This is a genomic window from Pseudovibrio japonicus, assembly GCF_014651595.1.
GTDB lineage: Bacteria > Pseudomonadota > Alphaproteobacteria > Rhizobiales > Stappiaceae > Pseudovibrio > Pseudovibrio japonicus.
This window is the reverse complement of the sequence record NZ_BMXE01000004.1, coordinates 461,363-485,685: the sequence shown is the minus strand read 5'-3', so window position 1 is coordinate 485,685 and position 24,323 is coordinate 461,363. Positions and strand designations below refer to the sequence as shown.

General features: G+C 52.5%; 22 protein-coding genes. 17 read left to right on the top strand and 5 right to left on the bottom strand.

Features of this window, described 5'->3' with window-relative positions; translation table 11 throughout:
- Positions 1–21: 21 nt before the first annotated feature.
- Positions 22–1,833, bottom strand: coding sequence for a PHA/PHB synthase family protein (locus IE076_RS13780; RefSeq protein ID WP_189437341.1), 1,812 nt, complete (start codon positions 1,831–1,833; stop codon positions 22–24).
- Between the two features lie 541 nt (positions 1,834–2,374).
- Between IE076_RS13780 and IE076_RS13775 the strand changes: the two genes are divergently transcribed.
- The 9 genes from IE076_RS13775 to IE076_RS13735 all read left to right on the top strand — a co-directional run bounded on the left by IE076_RS13775 (position 2,375) and on the right by IE076_RS13735 (position 10,593).
- A complete protein-coding gene (locus IE076_RS13775; RefSeq protein ID WP_189437340.1) occupies positions 2,375–2,704 on the top strand; it encodes a hypothetical protein in 330 nt (109 codons plus the stop codon).
- A gap of 316 nt (positions 2,705–3,020) precedes the next feature.
- Entirely contained in the window at positions 3,021–4,232 is a 1,212-nt protein-coding gene (locus tag IE076_RS13770) for an LL-diaminopimelate aminotransferase (RefSeq protein WP_189437339.1), read from the top strand.
- Between the two features lie 31 nt (positions 4,233–4,263).
- The gene (locus IE076_RS13765) at positions 4,264–5,589 is read left to right on the top strand and encodes a homoserine dehydrogenase (protein ID WP_189437338.1); all 1,326 of its coding nucleotides are present in this window, start codon (positions 4,264–4,266) and stop codon (positions 5,587–5,589) included.
- A 46-nt stretch (positions 5,590–5,635) separates the two neighbouring features.
- Entirely contained in the window at positions 5,636–6,631 is a 996-nt protein-coding gene (glpX, locus tag IE076_RS13760; protein ID WP_189437337.1) for a class II fructose-bisphosphatase, read from the top strand.
- Positions 6,632–6,728: 97 nt separating this feature from the next.
- Positions 6,729–8,561: a single-stranded-DNA-specific exonuclease RecJ gene (gene recJ, locus IE076_RS13755; protein ID WP_189437336.1), complete on the top strand. Its 1,833-nt coding sequence runs from the start codon at positions 6,729–6,731 to the stop codon at positions 8,559–8,561.
- A 1-nt stretch (position 8,562) separates the two neighbouring features.
- The gene (locus IE076_RS13750) at positions 8,563–9,063 is read left to right on the top strand and encodes a hypothetical protein (protein WP_189437335.1); all 501 of its coding nucleotides are present in this window, start codon (positions 8,563–8,565) and stop codon (positions 9,061–9,063) included.
- Between the two features lie 54 nt (positions 9,064–9,117).
- Positions 9,118–9,588 (top strand): GNAT family N-acetyltransferase, encoded by a 471-nt coding sequence (locus tag IE076_RS13745; protein ID WP_209009098.1) that lies wholly within the window; start codon positions 9,118–9,120, stop codon positions 9,586–9,588.
- Entirely contained in the window at positions 9,588–10,031 is a 444-nt protein-coding gene (locus tag IE076_RS13740; protein WP_189437333.1) for a GNAT family N-acetyltransferase, read from the top strand. The genes IE076_RS13745 and IE076_RS13740 overlap by 1 nt, the downstream gene beginning before the upstream one ends.
- A 142-nt stretch (positions 10,032–10,173) precedes the next feature.
- Positions 10,174–10,593: a DUF423 domain-containing protein gene (locus tag IE076_RS13735; protein ID WP_189437332.1), complete on the top strand. Its 420-nt coding sequence runs from the start codon at positions 10,174–10,176 to the stop codon at positions 10,591–10,593.
- 90 nt (positions 10,594–10,683) lie between these two features.
- On the opposite strand, the gene IE076_RS13730 is transcribed toward IE076_RS13735, so the two are convergent.
- From IE076_RS13730 to IE076_RS13715, 4 genes are all read right to left on the bottom strand, one after another.
- Entirely contained in the window at positions 10,684–12,732 is a 2,049-nt protein-coding gene (locus IE076_RS13730; protein WP_189437331.1) for a M3 family metallopeptidase, read from the bottom strand.
- A gap of 214 nt (positions 12,733–12,946) precedes the next feature.
- Positions 12,947–13,501, bottom strand: coding sequence for a CAP domain-containing protein (locus IE076_RS13725; RefSeq protein ID WP_209009097.1), 555 nt, complete (start codon positions 13,499–13,501; stop codon positions 12,947–12,949).
- A gap of 212 nt (positions 13,502–13,713) precedes the next feature.
- Positions 13,714–14,259 (bottom strand): CAP domain-containing protein, encoded by a 546-nt coding sequence (locus tag IE076_RS13720; protein WP_209009096.1) that lies wholly within the window; start codon positions 14,257–14,259, stop codon positions 13,714–13,716.
- A gap of 271 nt (positions 14,260–14,530) precedes the next feature.
- Positions 14,531–15,082 carry a CAP domain-containing protein gene (locus IE076_RS13715; RefSeq protein ID WP_209009095.1) on the bottom strand — a complete coding sequence of 184 codons (552 nt, stop codon included), beginning with the start codon at positions 15,080–15,082 and terminating at the stop codon, positions 14,531–14,533.
- A 304-nt stretch (positions 15,083–15,386) separates the two neighbouring features.
- Between IE076_RS13715 and IE076_RS13710 the strand changes: the two genes are divergently transcribed.
- From IE076_RS13710 to IE076_RS13675, 8 genes are all read left to right on the top strand, one after another.
- Positions 15,387–17,117: an ArnT family glycosyltransferase gene (locus IE076_RS13710; protein WP_189437458.1), complete on the top strand. Its 1,731-nt coding sequence runs from the start codon at positions 15,387–15,389 to the stop codon at positions 17,115–17,117.
- The gene (locus tag IE076_RS22870; protein ID WP_189437330.1) at positions 17,117–18,181 is read left to right on the top strand and encodes a phosphatase PAP2 family protein; all 1,065 of its coding nucleotides are present in this window, start codon (positions 17,117–17,119) and stop codon (positions 18,179–18,181) included. The genes IE076_RS13710 and IE076_RS22870 overlap by 1 nt, the downstream gene beginning before the upstream one ends.
- 53 nt (positions 18,182–18,234) lie before the next feature.
- A complete protein-coding gene (locus IE076_RS13700) occupies positions 18,235–19,011 on the top strand; it encodes a glycosyltransferase family 2 protein (protein WP_189437329.1) in 777 nt (258 codons plus the stop codon).
- Positions 19,011–19,328: a lipid-A-disaccharide synthase N-terminal domain-containing protein gene (locus tag IE076_RS13695; protein WP_189437328.1), complete on the top strand. Its 318-nt coding sequence runs from the start codon at positions 19,011–19,013 to the stop codon at positions 19,326–19,328. The genes IE076_RS13700 and IE076_RS13695 overlap by 1 nt, the downstream gene beginning before the upstream one ends.
- 578 nt (positions 19,329–19,906) lie before the next feature.
- A complete protein-coding gene (locus IE076_RS13690) occupies positions 19,907–20,929 on the top strand; it encodes an amino acid ABC transporter substrate-binding protein (protein ID WP_189437327.1) in 1,023 nt (340 codons plus the stop codon).
- A gap of 84 nt (positions 20,930–21,013) precedes the next feature.
- Positions 21,014–22,210, top strand: a complete 1,197-nt coding sequence (locus IE076_RS13685; protein ID WP_189437326.1) for an amino acid ABC transporter permease — start codon at positions 21,014–21,016, stop codon at positions 22,208–22,210.
- A 1-nt stretch (position 22,211) separates the two neighbouring features.
- On the top strand, positions 22,212–23,330 hold the full coding sequence (locus IE076_RS13680) for an amino acid ABC transporter permease (protein WP_189437325.1): 1,119 nt from the start codon (positions 22,212–22,214) through the stop codon (positions 23,328–23,330).
- A 61-nt stretch (positions 23,331–23,391) separates the two neighbouring features.
- Positions 23,392–24,192: an amino acid ABC transporter ATP-binding protein gene (locus tag IE076_RS13675; protein ID WP_280514299.1), complete on the top strand. Its 801-nt coding sequence runs from the start codon at positions 23,392–23,394 to the stop codon at positions 24,190–24,192.
- Positions 24,193–24,323 lie beyond the last annotated feature (131 nt).

Sequence of the window (24,323 nt, the reverse complement as noted above, 5' to 3'; positions counted from 1 at the left end):
CGGACACGCTGCTTTTTTCCTCTACACGCGCACCTTAACATAACTGCCGGGTGCATCCTCCAAAATTTTCGTGCGACGTGCACCCGGCTTACGGGCTTTCACATGATTATCATCCTGGGATGTAATCCATTTTTGCCAGTGAGGCCACCATGATCCTGGGGTTTCAGATGCGTCTTGCATCCAATCCTCAAGAGAACCTTCAGGTTTGCTTCCCGTCCAGTACTGGTATTTCTTTTTGGATGGCGGGTTTACTACACCGGCAATGTGACCGGAACCAGTGAGAACATACTCAACGGGTCCGCCAAAACACTCGCAGCCTTTAAATACAGAACTTGCAGGAGCAATGTGGTCTTCTTTTGTTGCCAGATTGTAGACCGGGATTTTGACGTCGTTCAAATCCAGTTTTTCCCCGGCCAGTTCCATCTCCCCCTGCGCCAGTGCGTTCGTCTGATAGCATTTGCGCAAGTAAAAGGAGTGGTTGGCTGCTGGCATGCGCGTGCTGTCGGCATTCCAGTAGAGCAGGTCAAACGGGAACGGATCTTTGCCGCGGAGGTAGTTGTTGACCACGTAGGGCCAGATCAGGTCGTTCGAGCGCAGCATGTTGAAGGCTGTCGCCATTTTGGAGCCGTCCAGATAACCTTTCTGGCCCATGCGGTGTTCAAGAATTTCGATCTGCTCTTCGTCAACGAAGACCTTCAGATCACCTGCATCGTTAAAGTCCACCTGCGTAGTGAGGAAGGTAGCTGAGGCAATGCGGTCTTGCTCGCCGATTTTTGCCATGTAGGCGAGGGTGGCAGCAAGCAGAGTCCCTCCGACGCAATAGCCGATGGCGTTGACTTGGGATTGCTGTGTGGTTTTGCGAATGCGTTCCAGTGCATTGATAATGCCGTCGCGCATGTAGTGCTCAAAGCTCATTTGAGCTTGTTTTGCATCCGGGTTGACCCAGGAGATCACAAACACGGTGTGTCCCTGGTCCACGGCCCATTTGATGAACGACTTTTCCTGATTGAGGTCGAGGATGTAGTACTTGTTGATCCACGGAGGAACAATGAGCAGGGGCCGCTTGAGGACATTCTCGGTTGTAGGTGTATATTGAATGAGCTGGCAAACCTCGTTCTGGTCAATGATCTTGCCCGGTGTCACCGCTACATTCACGCCCACCTCAAACTTGTCGGGATCCGTCTGACGGATGCGTAGGTCACCATTGCCGGCTTTGATATCTTCGGCCAGCAGCTTCATGCCCTTTACCAGATTGCCAGCGTTGGAGGACATGGTCTCGCGCAGCAGCTCCGGGTTGGTAAGGATGAAGTTGGAGGGCGACATGGCATTGGAGATCTGGCGTACATAGAACCCGGCTTTGTGGCGGGTGTGGTCATCCAGCTCGTCGGCGCCATCCACCAGCTCTTCTGCCCAATTGCTGGTTTGCAGGTACATCTGTTTGATGAAATCAAAGAAGTTATTGTCGTCCCACTGGCTGTCCTTGAAGCGCTTGTCGGTATTGGTTGGTACGACGATTGGTTCCTGCTGCTCGCCAGCCATGCGCTTGAGAGTGGAGTTCCAGATGTTCATATAGCCAGACCAGAGCTTCGTCTGGGCTTCAATGGCGCGAGAGGGGTCTTTCATCCAATAGTTGCCGACCTCGGCAAGGGTTTTGACCACCGTGTTGAGCTCTTCAGTGCCTCCAGGTGACACTTCGCCTTTTTCGCGGGGTTCCATATAGGCTGCGAGAGCTTTGCCGCCGTTCTCAGCTATTTCAGAGAGGTTTTTGGCGAACTCCTCGGGGTTATTAAGGATGTACTGCAACAATGGATTGGTGTTGTCTTCACCGGTCATCTAACTGCTCAGTCCTCGTCTCTGGTATCTGGTTGAGCTATGCCTGTCTCAACCCCATCTGGTGTGTATGCTCGTCGCTCAAAAATTTGCCACATACACGCATGCGCAATCGGCCAGTCTCCTAGCCTACAAAAACGGCATAATGAGTATATCCCTAAGAATTTTGACAGGCACGTGAAAATACACCTTACGCGTCTTAGTCATTAGGAGGATTCTCAGTAAGTATTTAACAAGGAAAGTGACCTTGAGGAACAGTGAGAAATTTTGGGTTATTCTTAAGTGTTGTGTATGTCTTCAACTTTTGAGGAAAACTGGGAATACTCTTAGTTTTCATAATGTTTCTTGTTAATATATATAAGGTATCTTTGGGAGGTATCGTGTTCCGCCCTTCATCAAATAGTTATTGCCCTAGAGTAATGATCTATATGTTGTTAACCGGGTAATATATATGGACTACGGGTGATGCAACTGCTAAGTGCATTTTGATTAAATTTATGTGTACTGCTTTTGTGTAGTCGACGGATCAAACGCGAGGTTCCAGATGTTGCTTAAGTTTCAACGAGTTTGCTGTGCTGTTGTACTGGCAGGTTTTGTTGGCGGCTGCGCGTTTGGCGAATCTTTGACGGTTTATGAGGCTATCGAGAAAGGCAACGGCACTCGGCAGACCGGTATTGCGGAGTTGCCGCCAGAGGTACCCAGTGAGTTGCTCTCACCTGAGCAGCGCGCAGCTTCTGAGTCGGACTTGCTTGCGATCTCTTCTGAAAGCAAACGCAGAGCTGGCATGGGCGACAGCTTTGAGGACAGTTCACAGCAGTTGAGATCAATTGCCGGCGAGGAGCCTGAGCAATCCGAGGGTGCACAGCCGCAATAACTTTCGCTGCGTCCTTCTGTATTGAATGCATCTTTAGTTGTGTATTTCGTGGGCTAACCCGTCCAAATTCTCAAGTTGAAACCGTTGGTAACGTTCTTAGTCGCAGAATTCTGCGGCTTTTTCTTTGAATTGAGAGCTGCATCCCTCCTTTGAAAACTTTAAAAAAATGTAGGTTTTATGCCTGAAGCATGATGCGAAAAATGTTCGCACCTGCTAAAAGGCCGTGGAAACTTGGCCTTGATGACTCGGGGACATGTTTGTTCTGAAATCAAATTGTAGCTTTAAACGCCAAATTGAAGAAAGTGAGGCTCGCGTCATGGACGACTTTCACAAGACACGCCGGCTCCCGCCATACGTCTTTGAACAGGTCAATCGTCTGAAAGCCAAAGCGCGAGCGGCAGGGGCCGATATTGTCGATATGGGTATGGGTAACCCTGATTTGCCAACGCCTCAACATATTGTCGACAAGCTGGTGGAGACAGTCCAGAACCCGCGCACGCATCGCTACTCGGCTTCCAAAGGGATTCCGGGACTGCGTAAAGCGCAGGCTGGCTATTATGAACGCCGCTTTGGGGTGAAGCTGAATCCGGATACGCAGGTTGTTGCGACGCTGGGGTCCAAGGAAGGCTTTGCCAACATGGCTCAGGCGATTACTGCGCCGGGCGATGTGGTGCTGGTGCCTAATCCATCTTATCCAATCCATGCCTTCGGCTTTTTGATGGCTGGCGGTTCGCTGCGGTCCATTCCTGCTAATCCGGGTCCGGAATTGTTTGATGCGCTAGAGCGGGCTGTTGTCCACTCTATCCCGAAGCCAATCGCGATTATTTTGTGTTTCCCTGCCAACCCGACCGCCAGTGTTGCTGATCTGGACTTTTACCGGGACGTGGTGGCGTTTGCGCGCAAGCACGAGATCTATGTGCTCTCCGATCTGGCGTACTCTGAAATCTACTTCGGCGATGTTCCCCCTCCGAGCATCCTGCAGGTGGAGGGGGCGATGGATATCGCCGTTGAGTTTACCTCGTTGTCCAAAACCTTCTCAATGCCAGGATGGCGTATGGGCTTTGCTGTTGGCAATGAACGTCTGATCGCGGCGCTTGCCCGTGTGAAGTCCTATCTGGATTATGGGGCTTTCACCCCAATTCAGGTGGCAGCGGCAGCGGCGCTGAACGGACCAGATGACTGTATCCGGGAGACGCGCGCGATTTACAAAAAACGCCGCGATGTGCTGATTGACTCGTTTGGGCGCGCTGGTTGGGATATACCGGCTCCGGAAGCTTCCATGTTTGCCTGGGCGCCAATTCCAGAGCAGTTCAGGCATCTTGGGTCTTTGGAGTTCTCCAAACTGCTGATTGAGAAGGCAGATGTGGCAGTGGCTCCGGGTATCGGCTTTGGTGAACACGGTGAAGGTTTTGTGCGTTTGGGCTTGGTTGAAAACGAACAGCGTATTCGACAGGCTGCACGTAGCATTCGAAAATTCTTTGAGGAAGCGGATAGCGATTCAAAGGAATTGAGTAAATCGGACGCTTAGGCGTCCGCCCACCTACAGATACTGGGTATTTATGACTGATAGTTTGAAAGTTGGCGTTGCTGGTCTTGGAACCGTCGGTGCTTCGTTGGTGCGTATCCTCGAAGCCAAGGCGAACGTTCTTGCCAATCGATGTGGCCGACCTATCAAAGTAGTGGCTGTGAGTGCTCGCAGCCGCTCTAAAGATCGTGGTGTTAATCTGGATGGATTGACCTGGTTTGAAGATCCCGTTGAACTTGCCAAGTTCGACGGGATTGATGTTTTTGTGGAGCTAATTGGCGGTGACGAGGGGCCGGCGGAGGTGAGTGTTCGCACTGCTTTGGAAACCGGAAAGCACGTTGTCACAGCCAACAAAGCTCTGCTTGCCAAGCATGCTGTTTCCTTCTCCCGCCTTGCGGAAGAGAAGGGCGTAAGCCTGAACTACGAGGCTGCTGCTGCTGGCGGTATTCCAATCATCAAGACCATGCGGGAGAGCCTTGCGGGCAATGATGTGTCCCGCGTTTATGGCATCATGAATGGTACATGCAATTACATCCTCACGCGCATGGAGCGTGAGGGTCTGTCGTTTGCTGAATGTCTTGCTGATGCGCAGCGTCTTGGGTATGCGGAGGCTGATCCGACCTTTGATATTGAAGGGTTTGATACGGCGCATAAGCTGGCGTTGCTGACTAGCCTAGCGTTTGGCTGTGAAGTCAATGCCGATGCGATCTACGTTGAAGGTATTTCCTCCATCACGACTGCTGATATTCGTGCTGCTGATGAACTTGGTTACCGTATCAAGCTGCTGGGTGTTGCTCAGCGTACGGATACGGGGATTGAGCAGCGCGTGCACCCGACGATGGTGCCCAAGTCCTCTGCTATTGCCCGCATCGACGGCGTCTTGAACGCTGTTGCGGTTGATGGTGATGCGGTTGGCGAGGTTGTGCTGGTTGGACCGGGTGCGGGCGGTGATGCGACAGCATCCTCCGTGATTTCCGACATTGTTGACATTGCACGCAATGTTTCCTTGCCGGTGTTTAGCCAATCTGCGACTACGCTTGAAGAATATGTTCCGGCACGGATGCGGGCGCATGCAGGTGGTTATTACATTCGGCTTGCTGTTCTGGATGTGGCAGGCACATTTGCCACGATTGCGCGCTGTATGGCGGACAAGGGAATCTCACTTGAGTCTATTGTCCAACGTGGGCCGCATTCCAGAAATGATAAGGATGGTGTAAGCGATCCTGCAGCGCCGCGAAACGTTATCCTGATCACACATGAGACCACTGAACTGGCTGTGCGTGAAGCTTTGGATGCGATCGCAGCTGAAAAAGTGACATCTGGTAAACCCCAGATGTTGCGTATAGAAGACCTAAAATAAAACTTCCTCACGTTTAACGTGAAAACAGGACACCCGAGAGGTTTAAATGGCGGATAGTCATCAGGACGCAACTGACGTTCTTGACCGTATTCTGACACTGGAACTTGCACGCGTTACGGAACGTGCCGCTGTATCTGCAGCACGTCTTCGTGGACGGGGCGATGAAAAGGCAGCTGACCAGGCTGCTGTGGACGCAATGCGCCGCGAACTGAACCAGCTGCCAATCGACGGTACTGTCGTGATTGGTGAAGGGGAACGTGATGAAGCGCCGATGCTCTACATTGGCGAAAAGGTTGGCACTAAAGGTGGACCAAAGGTTGATATCGCCCTTGATCCGCTGGAAGGCACCACGATCTGCGCGAAGAACATGCCAAACTCCATTGCTGTTATTGCACTGGCACCGGAAGGTGGTTTGCTGAACGCGCCAGACAGCTACATGGACAAGATTGCGATCGGGCCGGGCTACCCTGAGGGAACCATCGATCTGGATCGTCCTATCAAGGAAAACCTTGCAGCTGTTGCAAAAGCAAAGGGCTGCGAAGTCAAAGAACTCACCGTCTGTGTTCTGGACCGTCCGCGTCACGCGAAGCTGATTGACGACATTCGCAGCACCGGCGCATCCATTTACCTGATTGGTGATGGTGATGTGGCTGGCATCATCTATACGACAGACCCTGAAGAGACCGGTATCGACCTTTATGTTGGTATTGGTGGTGCGCCTGAGGGCGTTCTGGCTGCTGCAGCTCTGCGCTGTATCGGTGGTCAGATGCAGGGCCGTCTGGTGATCACCCGCGAAGAGCAGGTTGAGCGCGCAGGCCGTATGGGCATTGATGACATCAACCGCAAATACACCATGGAAGAAATGGCAGGCGGCGATGTGCTGTTTGCTGCGACCGGTGTGACCACTGGTAACTTCCTTAAGGGTGTGAAGCTGGGCCGTGACAGCATCACCACACACACTGTTGTGATGCGTTCTACGACCGGCACCGTACGCTTCATCGAGGCCAAACATACCCAGTTGGAAAAATTCCATCTGGATTGATTTAGGATCTCCTTCGAGCTAGATGCTTCAGGCGGGCGGGTGTAATTTACACGCGTCCGCCTTTGCTTTTCTACAAGAATCCGGGCAGTTTCTTTCTATGGTTATGACATTGGATGCAGCTGGTGCCGAGCGACGAGTGGTGCTTGGTGTCAAAAAGTCTTTGAGCGCACGTGTATGGCGCGAGCGGCTTGATGATCATGGGCTTTCACAGGCGCTGGCTATTGCGCAGAGAACGGAGCTGCCTGAAGTGGTGGGCCGGGTTCTGGCCGGACGCAATGTGTTGCTGGAAGAGGCATCCGGCTTCTTAAATCCTTCCATTAAAGACCTGATGCCGGATCCTTCCAAACTGGTGGATATGGATAAGGCCTGCGCCCGAGTTGCCGATGCGCTGCAGGCGGGCGTCAAGATTGCTGTGTTCGGTGATTATGATGTGGACGGGGCGACGTCCTCGGCTTTGCTGAAGCGCTATTTCATGGAGCTTGGTGTGGAGCCGGATGTTTATATCCCGGACCGGATCATCGACGGCTACGGGCCGAACCCGACTGCAATCAACCAGCTTCATGCAGGAGGCGCTCGGCTGCTGGTCACCGTGGACTGTGGCTCCACTTCGTTTGAGGCGTTTGAGGAAGCCAAACGCATCGGGCTTGAGGTGGTGGTTCTGGATCACCACCAGGTGGATGAGAGTTTCCCGGAGGTACATGCGCTGGTGAATGCCAACCGGCAGGACGATTTGTCCGGCCAAGGCCATCTGGCGGCTGTGGGGGTGACCTTTCTGTTCCTTGTCGGGCTGAACCGGGAGCTGCGTCGCCGTGGCGCCTTTGCCCAACGCACTGAACCGCGGCTGATGGACCTGCTGGACCTTGTTGCGCTTGGAACCATTTGTGATGTGGTGCCGCTGAAAGGACTGAACCGAGCTTATGTGGTGCAGGGCCTGAAGGTGATGGCGCAACGCAAGAATGTCGGGCTTTCCTGTCTTGCTGATATCTCGCGGCTCAGCGGCAAACCGACGCCGTACCATCTGGGTTATATGCTTGGGCCGCGCATTAATGCAGGTGGTCGCATTGGCGATTCTGCGCTTGGCATGAGGCTGCTTTCCTCTGATGATCGAGATGAGGGAGAACGCATCGCAGGGACGCTGGAGCGGCTCAATCAGGAACGTCAGGCGATGGAAGCGGTTATGCTGGAAGAAGGCGAGGGGCAGGCGTTCCAAAAGATGGAGGTCACTGCTCCACCTGCTGTGCTTCTAACCGGTGCAGATGGCTGGCATCCCGGTGTTGTGGGGTTGATCGCCTCGCGGCTTAAAGAGCGCTACCGTCGACCAGCGTTTGCTATGGCGTTTAACGAGCACGGGCTTGGTACAGGTTCTGGTCGTTCGATTATTGGCGTTGATCTTGGCTCGGCTGTACGGGCTGCTGTGGAGGCCGGTTTGCTCGTCAAAGGTGGCGGACATGCCATGGCGGCAGGCTTGACCATCGAAAAAGAGAAAGTGCCGGAGTTTGAGGCATTCTTGACCGTGCAACTTGGTCACGATGTGGAGCAGGCTTCTGCGGATCATGAACTGACTGTCGATGGTGTCCTGACGCCTGCGGGTGCAAACCTGAGCCTCTTGGATATGCTGGAGCAGGCTGGTCCTTATGGAGCTTCGCACGCGGAGCCGGTTTTTGCTTTGCCGTCGGTGCCGATCAAGTTTTCCAAGGTGGTTGGACAGGGCCACGTGAGCGTGACGCTGGGTGGTAATGACGGGACCAATTTGAAGGCCATTGCCTTTAAGGCGGAAGATCAGCCACATGGAAAGGCACTTCTTCAAGCACGCGGCAAACCCTTGCATATCGCCGGTAGTTTGAGTGTTGATACCTGGCAGGGGCAGGCGAAGCCCTCCTTACGCATAATTGATGTTGCTGATCCGGCCAAGGGGCAGTTTGGAGCCTAAGTTGAGATTAGAAAACTGGAAGTTACCTTTGCTCAAACATGGTGGGTGTTTACTTGCTTTTGCATTTGTAATTTCACTATGGGGCTACAAAGTCAATTATGGGTACTCGATTCCCGGCTTACTCATAGCTTTGGTCCCATTCCTCTTTTATTTCGGTATTCAATTGTGCCGGTTTTGGATCATTCCATGGATTGTGCTTGCTTTAGCGGTGCAACCAGTGCTCTCACCAATCGCGTTTGTCATTATGAGTAACGCAAGGCTCATTTTTGATCCACCCGATTTTTCTAAGAGCATTCATGTCGGTAATGTCAAAGTGATTGATTGGGGTTCCCTGGGGTTCTATTCCAGCAGTGTGGATCTCCAGCTTTATTTTTCTGAAGATGGAGATGAGAAGGAAATTTACTCTGTCTTTGGTAAAGGCAGACAGATGAGTAATGGAGGGTGCACGCAGCTGAAGTGGGTGAACACCAATTATTACCTAGAGACACATCAGAACTGCTAAGTTGTAGTGTAATCTACGAATAGAATGGGGATGAAATTGATTTTTGGAGGAGCGGTGATACTGGAGGCATCATCACACCAGATTCCGGAAATGAACGAGGTTATCCTCGCCGCGAAGCGTCATTGGGGTTACCCGGAAGAGATGATTACCGCCTGGCTGCCTGATTTGCTGGTTGATGAGGGTGTCTTGGCGAGCAGGCGCTTTTGGACACTGGAGGATGAAGGCCGAATTGCAGGTGTGTTTTCCATTTCAGTGAACAAAGAGCTGTGCTGCGAGTTGGAGGACTTTTGGGTTTTGCCGCAGTTTATGGGACAAGGCGCTGGCCGGATGATGTTTGGCTTTGTTCAAGACTGGCTTCAGACTCGGCAACTGTCGGAACTCATGATCGTTGCTGACCCCAACGCCAAAGGATTTTACGAGCGTATGGGGGCTGTTATGGTTGGATCGCAGCCTTCTGTTCCTGAAGGGCGGCAGCTACCAGTGATGCGGTACGCTCTTGAACCAACACCAACAAGGGAGTTTTGATGAGTATCCGTAAGTACCAAGCAGATGATTTGGATAGCTGCCTTGAGATTTTTGAGGGCAACGCACCCAAGTTCTTTGACCCGAGTGAGCGGGACGATTTTCGCCGCTATCTGGAAACACTGAACGATCCTTATTTCGTCTTTGAACAGGATGGGAAGGTTGTAGGTGCAGGCGGTTACTGTCAGGGCCCCAAGGAGATGGGGCTAGCGTGGGGAATGGTGCGGTGTGATCTGCATGGGCAGGGGATTGGATCGGCTCTTGTGCGTTACCGGCTTGAGCGTATCGCACAGGATCATCCGGATCAGGCCGTCGCGATCGACACCTCTCAGCACACCTGTGCCTTTTACGAAAAGATGGGATTTGAAACCCTGTCAATTAAAGAGGACGGGTATGGGCCGGGTCTACACATGGTGTTGATGAGGCGTCCGCCATCATTGGCCTAAGCGTTTGCGGAATATGTCAGTCTTAAACATCAGGTTGTTTTGCGTAGAGATTTGCAATTTTCGTCGGTTCTCCTAAATGCAGTTGATGCATACTTGTGTTTCGCGCAGTATGTGCTTTGGAACAGGGATTTAAGGAGTAGCTATGCTCGAGGATGCAAGTGACGCGGCGCCGGTAGACCAGTCACGGATTAAACTTGGTCAGGGGCTTGGTCTTGGGTTGGCGCTTGGCGGTTTTTGCGGTGTTGTTGCTATTCTGAGCTCAGCGGCAAGCTCACATGCGGTAGACAATCAGCTTCTGCCGATCATTTCGCAAATCACGATGATGCATGCAGCTGCGTTTGTGGGGCTTGGTGTAGCTCACGGGATTACCAATTCAAAGGGGATCGGGCTTGCGATGCTGCTGCTGTTTGCCGGGGTCGGGTTATTCTGCGGTGATCTTGCTCAGCGTTTGTTCGTGGGGGAAAAGCTTTTTGACTTTGCAGCACCCACGGGTGGGATGTTGATGATCTTTGGCTGGCTTGTTGTCTTCCTGACTGGCCTGAACCGGTTGATCAAGAGTTAGGGCCTCTCAACTCTGGTAGAAACGACAAAGGGCGAACCGTTTGGTCCGCCCTTTGTCGTTTTGTGATATCTGGTTTGCAATGTTTGGTGCTTAGCTGACCAGTCCGCGGCCTTTGAGTAGTGGTTTGATGGATGGCATTTTTCCCCGGAAATCCATGTAGGCTTTGGCCGGGTCCTGAGAACCACCTGCGGAGTAGATGAACTCTTCCAGTTTGGATGCGGTGTCCGTATGGAAAGCGTCACCGTTTTCCTCAAAAGCTTCGAACGCGTCTGCGTCCATGACTTCTGACCAGAGGTAGCTGTAGTAACCTGCGGCGTATCCGTCGCCTGCGAAAGCGTGCAGGAGATGGGGGATGCGGTGCCGCATGATGATCTCTTCTGGCATGCCGATGTCGCCAAGGACCTTTTCTTCAACCTGTGCCGGGTCAAGCTCGGCGAGGTTTTCGTCCTTATGGATTGCCATATCAACAATGGCGGTTGCCAGGTACTCAACGGTGGCAAAGCCCTGATTGAAGTTTGCGGCGGACAGCAGGCGCTCTAACAGCGCTTCCGGAATGACTTCGCCACTCTGGTAATGGCGAGCGAACTTCTTCAGGATTTCCGGCTGAGCCAACCAGTGTTCAAAGAGCTGGGAAGGCAGTTCCACAAAGTCCCGTGCCACGCTGGTTCCAGAGACAAGCGGGTGGGTGACGTTAGACATGAGGCCGTGCAGACCGTGGCCAAACTCATGGAACAAGGTGCGGGCATCGTCAAAGGTCAGCAGGGTTGGTTCGCCCTCTGGTGCTTTGGAGAAGTTCATCACATTGATGATGACGGGCCGGATATCGCCTTTCAGCTTCTGCTGGGAGCGGAACGCGCTCATCCACGCGCCAGACCGCTTGGAAGACCGTGCGAAGTAGTCGCCGATAAAGATGCCGAGGTGTTCGCCGTTCTTGTCAAAGACCTCAAAGACACGCAGGTCGGGATGATAGAGATCCTGATCCTTCAGCTCTTTGAAGGTGAGGCCGAACAGACGGGTTGCGGTGTGGAAGGAGGCCTCGATCATCTGGTCGAGCTGGAAGTACGGCTTGATTTCAGCTTCATCCAGATCGTGTTTTTCGCTGCGCACTTTTTCTGAATAGTAGCGCCAGTCCCATGGGGCAATCTTGATGTTTTCGCCTTCGTTCTGCGCCATCTCCTGTAGATCGGCAGCTTCTTCCAGTGCTCGCTCTTTGGCTGGGCCCCACACGTTGGTGAGCAGTTCCTCTACCGCGCCGGTGTTCTTTGCCATGACATCGTCCAGCTTGAAGGCGGCGAAGTTTTCAAAGCCGAGCAATCTGGCTTTCTCATTGCGCAACTGAACGGTTTCCCGAACGATGGCAGAGTTATGGGTTTCGCCGGGGTTGTTACCTCGGTTCGCCCAAGCGGTGAAGGCTTCCTCACGCAGATCGCGGCGCTTGGAGAATTGCAGGAATGGCTCAATGGAGGAGCGAGAGAGGGTTATGGCGTATTTACCTGGCTCTCCGCGTTCCTCCGCAGCTGCACTGGCAGCTTTGATGAGGAAGTCCGGCAGGCCCTCCAGATCACTTTCGTTTTGCAGAAGCAGTTTGTAGGAGGCTTCGTCAGCTAGAACGTTCTGCGCGAAGCTGGTCCCAAGCGTGGCGAGACGCTCGTTGATTTCTGCAATGCGGGTTTTGTCTGCGGCGTCAAGGCCAGCGCCGGCGCGCTGATAGGTGGAGTGGTAACGCTCCAGCACGCGGTTCTGCTCGGGTGTCAGGGCCAGCGTGTCTTTCTTGGCTATCAGGGTTTCGATGCGCTTGTAGAGCGCCGGGTTCAGATGCTTTTTGGTGCTGTAGGCAGCTAACTTCGGAGAAATGTTGCGCTCGATCTGCTGCAGAGTTTCGTTGGTATCTGCAGAGGAGAGGTTAAAAAATATGCTTGCGACCTGCTCCAGAGAATCTTCGGCCAGCTCTAAAGCGGCAATGGTGTTTTCAAAAGTCGGTGCTTCAGGATTTTGAGCGATGCGATTGATGTTTTCCTCGCCTGCCTCAAAGGCCTCTTCAAAAGCTTCTTCGAAGTCTTCCGGTTTGATTTGTGAGAAAGGTGGAAGTCCAAATGGGGTTTTCCAATCTTGCAAAAGAACCTTTGCGGTCTCGCTCATGTTTAATCTCCGGTGACATTAAAAATGCAGGTTTGTCTTTCCGATAGATGCGGGAAAGACAAACAGCTTTTAGACAATATGGCGCGCGCGCTCTCGCAGGAAGGTATTGCTTCTTAAAGGGAACGCGCGCTGGTGGTGTGAATATGGGTGCTAATGGGACCGGCGTAAAGGAAGCGGAGTGAAAATTCCCGCAATTGATCCCACTGGACGTACTTTATAAGAACGGGACGGGCATCATACCGGCAGGGACGTCTGTCTCAGTTGCCGGGGGTCTTGGCGATGCCAGTGTTATGACCCAGAAGTTATGGTAGGTGCCGTCTGCTCTGCGCGTGCGGGCAATGCCCATCTGGGTCACGTTCCTGTTGAGCAGATTTCGGTTGTGGCCACGTGAGTTTTTCCAGCCGTTTATAACATCGGTTACGTTTGATTGGCCGGCGCCCAGATTTTCTCCGGCAGCGGCGTATTGATATCCCTTCTCCCGGAGGCGACTGGCCAGAGAGGAGCCAGAGTGGCGGGGCGTTTGGAGGGAGTCTCGACTGGCAAGGTGATCGGCCATGTCTTGTGAGACGGCTTCCAGTTGCGAGTTCAGTTCCAGCGCTGGAAGGGAATGCTGGGCGCGCCAGGCGTTGACCTGTCGAAGCGCTTCGCTTCGGTCACTTCCTGCATGGGTGATTTGTGTATCTTGCGTTGTTCCTGTCGCGGAACCTACACAGCCAGCGAGAGAAGCAGCCAGTAGTGCGGCTGCTGTTGTCTTCAAGTTCAAATGCATGTTCGTAATCCCGTTCTTATGAGTGAAATTGGGCTGAACCTTTACGTCTCAAGAGAAACCGCCTCACCTTGAATGTTATCTATGTGGCGGTCAGCTCTGATGGTGCATTGCTGCTTTGGGAACCTTTGGATCGTTCCTTGAAGGTGGGGGAGGTGGAGTGTTTGGCTCCACATCTTGTTGGGCTGGGGATTCTCTTAGGAGTGCGCAGAGCTTTATCTGGCGGGGACCGGCAGTGCGGCTGTGGGGCCGCCTGAAGCTGCGGCGGGGGTACCGGGTGCGGCGAGTGTCATGACCCAGAAATTGCGGTAGGTGCCATCTGCTCTGTTAGTGCGAGCGATCCCCATATGCGTGACGTGCCGGCTGAGTAGATTGCTGTTGTGTCCGGGGGAGTTCTTCCACCCAGTGATGGCTTGGGTCAGAGTTGAGTAGCCCGCGCCCAGATTTTCTGCGCCTGCTGCGGTTCGGTATTCGCTGGTCTGGGTGCGGCGGGACAGTGAAGAGGAAGAGTGGCGGGGTGTCTGAAGGGTGTCTCGGCGGGCTACGTGGTCGGCCATGTCCTGTGAGACACTTGTGAGATGCGGGTCCAGCTGAAGGGGAGGCACTGAGTGCTGGGCGCGCCAAGCATTAACTTGTCGCAGTGCTTCATTCTGGTTGACTGCGACGTGGGTCAGTTCTGGTGAACCTGAACCGAAGCCAACACAGCCAGCAAGAGTTGCAGCCAGAAATAGGGCCGCTGTCGCCTTATATTTGAAATTCACGTTTGTAATCCCGAATAGACCAATGATTTGGATTTTCCCTAGGCGCGAAATCGGGCTAAATCTGTGCAATTCATGGTTAATCGAGCTGTTTTTTGAGCTTTTTTCCGTGCCCTTGCCAGTTTTGGTGGAAAACCAGGGGCATCAAGTGTCCTTCAGGTTGCCCCTTGAAGGTGCGGTCCACCTATTGAGAGGTGTTTTTTGGATGGTGTGCTGCCTGTTGTTACTAGGCAGCACTATGCTCGCGCCTGTTGTCATTTTCGTAATATGAGCCTTATCTGATCTGGACTGGTAGTGTGGCTGCGGCGCTGCCCTTTGCTACGACCGGCTCTTCGGGTGCGGCGAGTGTCATGACCCAGAAATTGCGGTAGGTGCCGTCTGCTCTGTTGGTGCGGGCGATCCCCATATGGGTGACGTACTTGTTGAGCAGGTTCTTGTTATGGTCGGGGGAGGTTTTCCAACCGGTCATGGCCGCAGAGATACTTGCGTAGCCCGCTCCCAAATTTTCCGCGCCCGCTTTCGATTTATATCCGTTGGTCTGGGTGCGTCTGATCAGAGATGTTGAAGAATGCCGACGCGTCTTGAGGGAATCGCGACGGGCAATATGGTTTGCCATGTCCTGCGAAACCTGACTGAGGTGCGGGTCCAGCTTGAGCGGAGGTAGGGAGTGCTGCGCGCGCCACGCATTGGTCTGGCGCAGGGCTTCCTGCTTGTTGATTGCAATCTGAGTTAGTTCTGCTTTTTTTGTTTCTGATTGGAAGCTGGCACAGCCAGCAAGAGTTGCAGCCAGCAATACAGCTGCCGTTGCCTGAAAATTCAAATTCACCTGTGTAATCCCGAAATGCCTTGGTCGTTCCACCTTAATTATGAAATTTGGCTAAAACTGTACAGATAAACGTGAATCTGCGTAATTTCAGAACTTTTTCTTGTGCCTTCAGTGCTTCAGGTGTCCTTCAGCTTGGCCTTTGATGGTGCTGCCTTGGCATTTGGGTAGTCCCTTAATTTGACTGTAGAATTTTGGGGAATGTGTTCTGGATAGTGAGGTGCGTATTGTTCTTGGGGAGCAACATGCTTTCACTCTTGTTTTGCTCGGGAGTGTGGAGGGCCTCACGGCAATTATGTCGGCGCAAATGAATCTTGCAATATCTTTGACGGACGACGAAGTTGAGAGGCCTGAACAGCAGGCTCTTTGGCTCCGCATTGTAGGACGCGATTGGGTGGCACCGATCGTGCTTATACTGGTGTGCGTGTTTCTTTATCAGCCGGGCCTTCCGGTGGTGCCACCGCTTGACCGCGATGAGGCGCGGTTCGCCCAAGCCTCGAAACAGATGATGGAGACGGGCAACTATGTTTCCATTTATTATCAGGATGTTGCACGCAATAAAAAACCAATCGGGATCTATTGGGCCCAGGCGGGTGCCGCCAAGCTGCTGGGGTATAACGAACAGGCGCCGATCTGGGTTTATCGTCTACCTTCTGCCATTGGAGCAATCGCTGCAGTCTTGCTGACTTATTGGGCCGGACGGGCCTTTTTTAGGGAGCAACAAGCATTTCTGGCGGCGTTGTTTGTTGCCTTAGCTCTTGTTTTAAATGCGGAGGCGCATCTGGCCACCGCAGATGCCGCCTTGCTGGCGTGTGTCATGTTGGCTCAAGGGGCGCTTGCTCGCGTCTGGCTAGCACAGCAGAACCGCGCATTATGGGGTTCGGCCTTGTTGTTCTGGCTTGGTCTGGCGCTGGGCACTTTAATCAAGGGGCCCATTATCCTCATGGTGTGTGGACTTACCGTGCTGTCTTTATGCCTCTGGGAGAAAAAGGTTTCGTGGCTGCGCGGGCTCGCACCCATCGTTGGACCTCTTTTGTTTCTTGCTTTGGTCTCTCCGTGGCTCATTGCGATTTACATTGAGACGGATGGTGTGTTTTTCAGCGACGCGTTGGGCGGCGACTTTTGGGCGAAGGTGGCAGTTGGACGTGAATCCCACGGTGCCCCTCCACTTACACATCTGCTCGTGAGTTTCATCGCATTTTGGCCGATACCACCTTTCCTTGTCGCTGCTTTTCCGGTGCTTAAGAGGGAGTGGAACACGCATTCCTATAGGTTTTTCTTGTGTTGGCTGGTTCCGTCATGGGTTATTTTTGAGATGGTCTTAACGAAACTGCCTCACTACACACTGCCCATGATGCCAGCCGTGGCTTTACTGACGGCAGGTGCGGTGATGAGCGGTGGCACAAAGCAGAGTAGTGCTTACTGGCGCTATGCCTCCGCCATATTGCTTTTGCTGGTGCCGCTGAGCATTTTCATCGCAGTGCTCGTTGGGCCCTTCTTGCTTGATCTGTGGCCGTCTCCTCCCGGATTTATGTTGTGCGGGTTCGCGATTGTTGCGGCGGTTTCAGGGGCGCGCCGGTTGATAGAGGGAAAGCTATTAAGTGCGCTGCCTGCAACAATTGTCTCGGCCTTGATGATGTTTGCCGGATTTTGGGTGTTTGCGAGTCCAGCGCTTACAACAATCTGGATCTCGGGCCGCCTTGTGGAGGCCATTGAACAGATCCCGGGGTGTGAGCAGAAAGAGGTTGCAATCACAGGTTTTTATGAGCCCAGTTTCGTGTTTTTGCAGGGTACGCAAACAAAACTATTGGGTGCGGTAGACGCAGCGCGTTTTCTAGCAGGAGAAGAGCGGCAAACGGTTACTTCCGAAGGGACTTGCAGGGTCGTGCTGGTGGAAAAACGACAGCTGGATCGATTTGATGCGGAAGTGCATCAACTGGGTATGACTGCTTCAGAAGTCTCAAGTGTTTCTGGCTTGAATATCAATGGTGGCAAGGCGCTGCTGATACATATTTTCTCTGCAGGTGGGGCGCAGTGATGATTGATGATGGCTCCATAGACACTCTAGAGCGTCCGGTGCGGGGCGTGGATAATCCAGAAAAGGTTTCGCAAGAAAGGCAGTCTTTCCGGGTGGAAGATGCGGTGCCTGAAGTTGATGCCTATGAAAGAGTTAAAAGCACGACGAGCGTTGTTGAAGAAGATCCTACCGTTTGGGATCGTCTGAGAGACCTGTTAGGCATTGCAGCGTCTAATGCGCGAAGCCAGCTAGCGGATGCCTTTGTTATTTTGAAAAATCGGGGAGAGCGGCGCACTGTTGCTGTTCCAGCGCTGCCACCTCTTCTGAAGCCTCAAAATATTGCGGCCCTGCTGATTGGGCTGTGTGGTTTGGCGATTGTGTTTCTGGACCATAGTAGCCCGATCTGGGCGCGCCAGCTTCCTGGTGCCTACTATGATCTTTTTTCGATGGTTACGAATTTAGGTGAGTCCGATTGGGTCCTGTTTCCAACCGGGCTATGGATTCTAGCCGTGATTTTTGGTGGCTGGCAGCGTCTCTCGTTTCGTAGAAAGATGGCAGTGTCGTATTTGACGATATACGGGAGTTATCTGTTTTTTGTTGTTGCTGCCAGTGGTCTGCTTGCCATTGTTTTGAAGTGGAATATCGGGCGTGCGCGGCCTGTTCTCTTTGATCAGACGGGGCCATTGTATTTCGACTTTTTCGCGTGGGAGGCAAAGCTCTCAAGTTTTCCAAGTGGGCATGCGACAACCGCAGGTGCTCTGATTGTTGCCTTAGCCTTGATTGCACCGAAGATCCGCTGGTTGCTTGTTGTTGTAGGGCTCTGGATAGCTGGTAGCCGGGTGATTGTGGGTGCCCATTATCCAAGTGATGTGGTTGCTGGTCTTGTTGTAGGTGGGGTGTTTTCTTACTGCTGCGCGCGGTGGATGGCTCGGCGGCGGATCGGGTTCAGGTTTGGTGAGAATGGCAGTGTGCAACCGATCATGGACAGTTTCTCTGCGGCCTTATGTTTAAGGTCCTGGCGAGCAGCGCGCACTGACAGTTTTTCGCCCGTGAAAAAACAATCGGAGACACTCCGGGCTGAATAAGGTCACTGCCCTTAGCCTCTGCGGAGTACCGTTAAAGGGTAGGGGTAGCTGGAATGACCATGAGTACCGGTAAGAGCGAAATCGATGTTAGCGTCATCATTCCGGCCAAGAACGAGAGAGATAACCTTCCCCCACTGCTGGACGAAATTGCCGAGGCGCTGGTTGGCTACAGGTTTGAGGTGATTGTGGTCGATGATGGGTCGACCGATGACAGTCTTGACGTTCTGCAGAGCTATGGGGCGGAGCACAAGTTCTTGCGCTTGCTGCATCATAAGCACTCCGGGGGGCAGAGCTGTTCTGTGCGTTCCGGAGTTCTGCACGCGCGCGGTACCTATGTCGCCACTATTGATGGGGATGGGCAGAATAATCCGATTTACTACCGTGAGATGCTTGCTGCCATGGAGGAGGGCGGGGAACGTGTTGGTCTAGTTGCAGGGCAACGGCTCGGGCGCAAAGCAGGGGTCTTTAAACGCTATGCGTCAAAAGCAGCGAACAAGCTACGCGGAGCGATTTTAAAAGATAATACGCGTGACAGCGGGTGTGGTTTGAAGCTGTTGCGGCGTGAGGTATTTTTGCAGCTGCCCTACTTTGACAGCTGGCATCGGTTTTTGCCTGCTCTAGTTATTCGTGAAGGCTACGAGGTCGTCCATGTTGATGTGGTTGACCGGGAACGGGCATTTGGTGTTTCAAAGTATGGAATTCTTGATCGCGCCCTGGTGGGAGCTCTCGACCTGTTTGGGGTGTGGTGGTTGCGGCGGCGGCGGAAAGTCATTCCTGATATCACGGTGGTGACAGACACTGAACAGTCTCCTGCGAAGGAGGATTCTTGATGTTCGCAGGTCTGCTTGACTGGCTCTACGATGTCTTTGTTGCTCAATGGGACTTCTGGGTGATGTGGGGGTTTGTGGCGCAATTCATGTTCATGATGCGCTTCATGATTCAATGGGTCGCCTCTGAGCGGGTCGGCAGGTCGATCGTTCCAATAGCGTTTTGGTTCTTCTCCATAGGGGGCGGTACGCTGCTTCTGACTTACGCAATCGTCAAGGAAGACCCTGTTTTTATTGCGGGACAGAGCCTTGGATTGATCATTTATTTCCGAAACCTATGGCTTATCTACAAGGAAAAACGCCGGGACCCGAATTTCTAGGCGATTTATCCGCAATTAATGCAGCTTGAATGCACCCAAAATGCTGAACGTGGTTTGCCTATGGGGAAGGTAGACTTCCTCGTAGCATTTTCGTAAAATTGCGTATTATTTGTGCAATCCGATTGTAAACGTTAGTGTGAAATACGTATTTTTGAAGAAAGTTGCTCTGATTTCGAGATCAGTCTTCAAGATTAGTTTTTTCATTTCGTCCGTTATCTAAGTAATATTTCCGCTATATTTCAGTATTGTTTGGATTAATTTGTTTGATGTTGTAAATGCCGCTATATTTGTCATTTTGATTAATGGTTAAAGCGTGTGCAGGCGAGATATAGATTGCACAGAAACTTTGCTGAAGCGCACGAATATAGCCTGCTAGACTAACTTATTAATAAAAACCTCTTGACGTTTTAATAGAAATATCATCGAATGCTTAGCGAGGAGTGGTTGAAGCCAATAGGGGGGCTTTAAGGGCATGCGCTGACATGTCTGTCCTGGATGTTGTCCTAGGAGAAGGGGAACAGCCTGCTACTTCCGGTGATGAATTTTAAAATTGGACAAAAAAAAGAGGCTCCAATTCTATGAAAAAAATGATCCTTCCAGTCGCGCTGGGTGCAGCGTTCGCGGCAACTTCACTGTCTGCTGCAACTGCTGGCACTCTTGAAGACGTGCAAGAGCGCGGCACATTGCGCTGCGCGGTTTCCACTGGTCTTGCTGGTTTTTCCTATACCGATGAGAACGGCAAGTGGCAGGGCTTTGACGTTGACTACTGCCGTGCGGTCGCAGCTGCTGTTCTGGGCGATGCGGATGCTGTTGAGTTCTCTCCAACCACTGGTAAGACCCGCTTTACTGCGCTGGCTTCCGGTGAGGTAGACATCCTGTCCCGTAACACTACCTGGACATACTCCCGTGATGCTGACCTGAAGTTCACCTTCCTGGGTGTGAGCTACTACGACGGTCAGGGCTTCATGGTGAAGAAGTCTCTCGGCGTTACCTCTGCGAAAGAGCTGGACGGTGCAACCGTTTGTATCCAGACCGGTACAACCACAGAGCTGAACCTGTCTGACTACTTCACTGCTGAAGGCATGTCTTACGAGCCACTGTCCATCGAGACAAACACTGAAGGTCGTGCAAACTACCTTGCAGACGCTTGTGACGTTTACACCACCGATGCTTCCGGTCTTGCTGCTTCTCGTGCAACATTCGAGAACGCTGCTGATCACATCATTCTTCCAGAAATCATCTCTAAAGAGCCACTTGGTCCGCTCGTCCGTCATGGCGACGATCAGTGGGCAGACATTGGTCGCTGGGTTCTGAACGCGATGAAGATTGCGGAAGAAAAAGGCATCACCGCTGCAAATGCTGACGAAATGGCTGCAACTTCCAAAGATCCAGAAGTCAAGCGTCTGCTTGGTGCTTCCGGCGAAATGGGTGCTGCTATTGGCCTGAACAACGACTTTGCTCTGGTCGCGATTAAGGCAGTTGGCAACTACGGTGAATCCTTCGAGCGTCACCTGGGTACACAGACCAAGGTTAACCTTGCTCGCGGTCTGAATGCGGTGTGGACCGAAGGTGGTCTGCAGTACGCACCTCCATTCCGTTGATCTGATTGAGATCTGACAAAAGGGGGCGCTGTTGCAGGCTGACAGCGCCCTTTTTCTAAGCATAATAAATAAGGCGGGCTACTTATGAGCACTTCAACCGTACCAGCCGATAATAGCTTCCAGTTGTCGCAACTGTGGCGAGATGCTCGATACAGATCCTATACGATCCAGATTATCGCGCTTGTCGTTGCTCTGTCAGTTGTGATGATGCTCATCGGCAATGCTGTCGAGAACCTCGAAGCACTTGGCAAAGATTTCAATTTCGGATTCCTATTTGAACCAGCAGGATATGACATTGGTCAGAGGCTGGTAGAGTACACTTCCGCTTCCGGGCACTGGAAGGCTGCACTTGTTGGCTTGCTCAACACGTTGCTGGTTGCTTTTCTGGCATGTCTGGCTGCGACTGTCATCGGCGTCTTCGTCGGTGTGCTGCGTCTGTCTAACAACTGGGTCATTTCCCGTTTGATGGCGGTTTACATTGAAGGTGTGCGTAACGTGCCGCTGCTGCTGCAGATTTTGGCATGGTATGCTGTCTTCATTCATGTGTTCCCGAAGCCAAAGCAGGCCGAGCCGCTTCTCGGTGGGGCGTTGGTTGCAACTAACCGTGGTTTCTATATTCCAGGGTTCACCTATGAAGGCGCTTATCTTGCCGTCGTAGCTGTATTTCTGGCCTCAATCGCGGGTATTTTCATCTTTCGCTCCTGGGCTAAGAAACGTCAGGAAGAAACTGGACAGATCTTGCCGGTTGGGCTTTACAGCCTTGGCCTGCTGATTGTTCCAACAGCGATTGTGTACTTCATTGCGGGCATGCCAATTGGCCTGGAGTTCCCAACTCTAAAGGGCTTCAACTACGTTGGTGGCACAAAGGCTGGTACACCGCTGATTGCGCTGTGGTTTGCACTTTCCATCTATTCTGCTGCGTTTGTCGCGGAAATTGTACGTGCGGGCATCATGGCGATCAGCAAAGGGCAGACTGAAGCTGCTTATGCTCTTGGCCTTCGTCCTCAGCGGACCATGAGCCTTGTGGTGTTGCCGCAGTCTTTGCGCATCATCATTCCGCCAATGATCTCCAACTACCTGAACATCACCAAGAACTCTTCTCTGGCGATTGCGGTTGGTTATATGGATCTGACGGGTACACTCGGCGGAATTACGCTGAACCAGACCGGTCGTGAGATGGAATGTATGTTGTTGCTCATGGCGACCTATCTTGTGATCTCGCTAACGATTTCAGCGGTGATGAACTACTACAACGAATCCGTAAAGCTGAAGGGGCGCTAAAATGAGTGAAACTAATTTCGCCTTTGTTGCGACCTCTGACAAGCCTCAGTTACCGGCGCCTAAGGGCACAACCGGTGCTATTGGCTGGGTTCGTGAGAACCTGTTCTCTTCGCCGATGAACACATTTCTGACGCTGCTTTCCCTGTTCGTGGTCTATTCGACTGTGCCGGGCTTGGTTAACTGGGCGTTTGTGAACTCTGTTTGGAATGCAAACTCACTGGATGAGTGCCGGGCACTGACTGAGAACGGCGCTTGCTGGGGCGTTGTACGCGAGCGTTATCATCAGTTCTTGTTCGGGTTCTATCCGAGCGAGCTTTACTGGCGTCCGATCCTTGCCTTCGCGCTTTTGTTTGTGGCTCTTGTTCCAGCTCTTTGGGATGGTATGCCGAAGCGTGGTCTGGCCTTGATGGGTTCTATGACTTTCCCATTTGTGGCGTTTTGGCTGATTTGGGGTGGTTTCGGTCTTGAGCCGGTCTCTTCCACTCAGCTGGGTGGTCTGCTGCTGACCATGATCATCGGTGTATCCGGTATCTCGTTCTCGCTGCCGATCGGGATTGTGCTTGCGCTTTCGCGTAGCTCCAACCTGCCGATCGTTAAGTCGCTGGCGGTGATTTTCATCGAGTTCATTCGCGGTGTGCCACTGATTACCTTGCTGTTTGTTGCGCACGTGCTGCTCAACTACTTCCTGCCGAAGGGCGTGAACTTTGACATCGTGCTGCGTGTTGTTATCATGGTGACCTTGTTTGCGAGTGCTTACATGGCGGAGGTTATCCGCGGTGGTCTGGCTGCCTTGCCGAAGGGGCAGTACGAAGCTGCGGACGCGCTTGGGCTTGGATACTGGCAGAGCATGCGTCTGATTATTCTGCCGCAAGCGCTGAAGATCTCCATCCCGGGAATCGTGAATACCTTTATCGGCCTGTTCAAAGATACTACACTGGTGCTGATTATTGGCCTTATGGATCCTCTCGGACTGGTTGCGCCAACATTGGCTGACCAACGCTGGAATGGTATTGTTGTGGAACTTTATGCGTTTATCGCGTTCATGTTCTTTATCTTCTGCTTTGCAATGTCCCGATATTCGATGTATCTGGAACGCAAACTGCATACCGGCCATCGCTAGTCGCCTGGTGCGTGCTTGATACGTACTTGATACGCGCCCAAAGAAACTCGGAGTTATAAAAATGAGTGACGTAAACCTTGCCGAAGATATCCAGGCGGATCGCTCGAAAATGCATGTGTCCGATACCGATGTGGCTATCGAGATTACAGGTATGAACAAATGGTACGGAGACTTTCACGTTCTGCGCGATATTAACCTGAAGGTTATGCGCGGCGAGCGGATTGTTATCTGTGGTCCATCCGGTTCCGGTAAATCTACCATGATCCGCTGCATCAACCGTCTTGAAGAGCACCAGAAGGGTAGGATCGTCGTTGACGGTATCGAGCTGACTTCTGACCTTAAGAAGATTGATGAGATCCGCCGCGAAGTGGGTATGTGCTTCCAGCACTTCAACCTGTTCCCGCATCTGACCATTTTGGAGAACTGTACACTGGCTCCAATCTGGGTTCGCAAGATGCCTAAAAAGCAGGCTGAAGAGATTGCGATGCACTATCTTGAGCGCGTGAAGATCCCTGAGCAGGCCAACAAGTATCCTGGTCAGCTTTCCGGTGGTCAGCAGCAGCGTGTGGCGATTGCCCGTTCGCTGTGCATGAACCCGAAGGTTATGCTGTTTGATGAGCCAACCTCTGCGCTTGATCCTGAAATGATCAAGGAAGTGCTGGACGTGATGATCGGTCTGGCGGAAGAGGGCATGACCATGCTCTGCGTGACCCACGAAATGGGCTTTGCCCGTAAAGTGGCAAACCGCGTGATCTTTATGGATCAGGGCCAGATTGTTGAGCAGAATGAGCCAGAGCCATTCTTCACCAATCCTCAGCATGAGCGTACAAAGCTGTTCCTCTCCCAGATCCTCAACCATTGATCTGGTCAGAGTTCGAAGTTCAAAGCCCCGCTGTTTCAGCGGGGCTTTTTTGTGCCTGTGACCTCACGATTTTCACAGTGCACCAAATGCCGCGTCTTTCCTTGCAGAGCATTGCTCTCAACAAGGAAAAA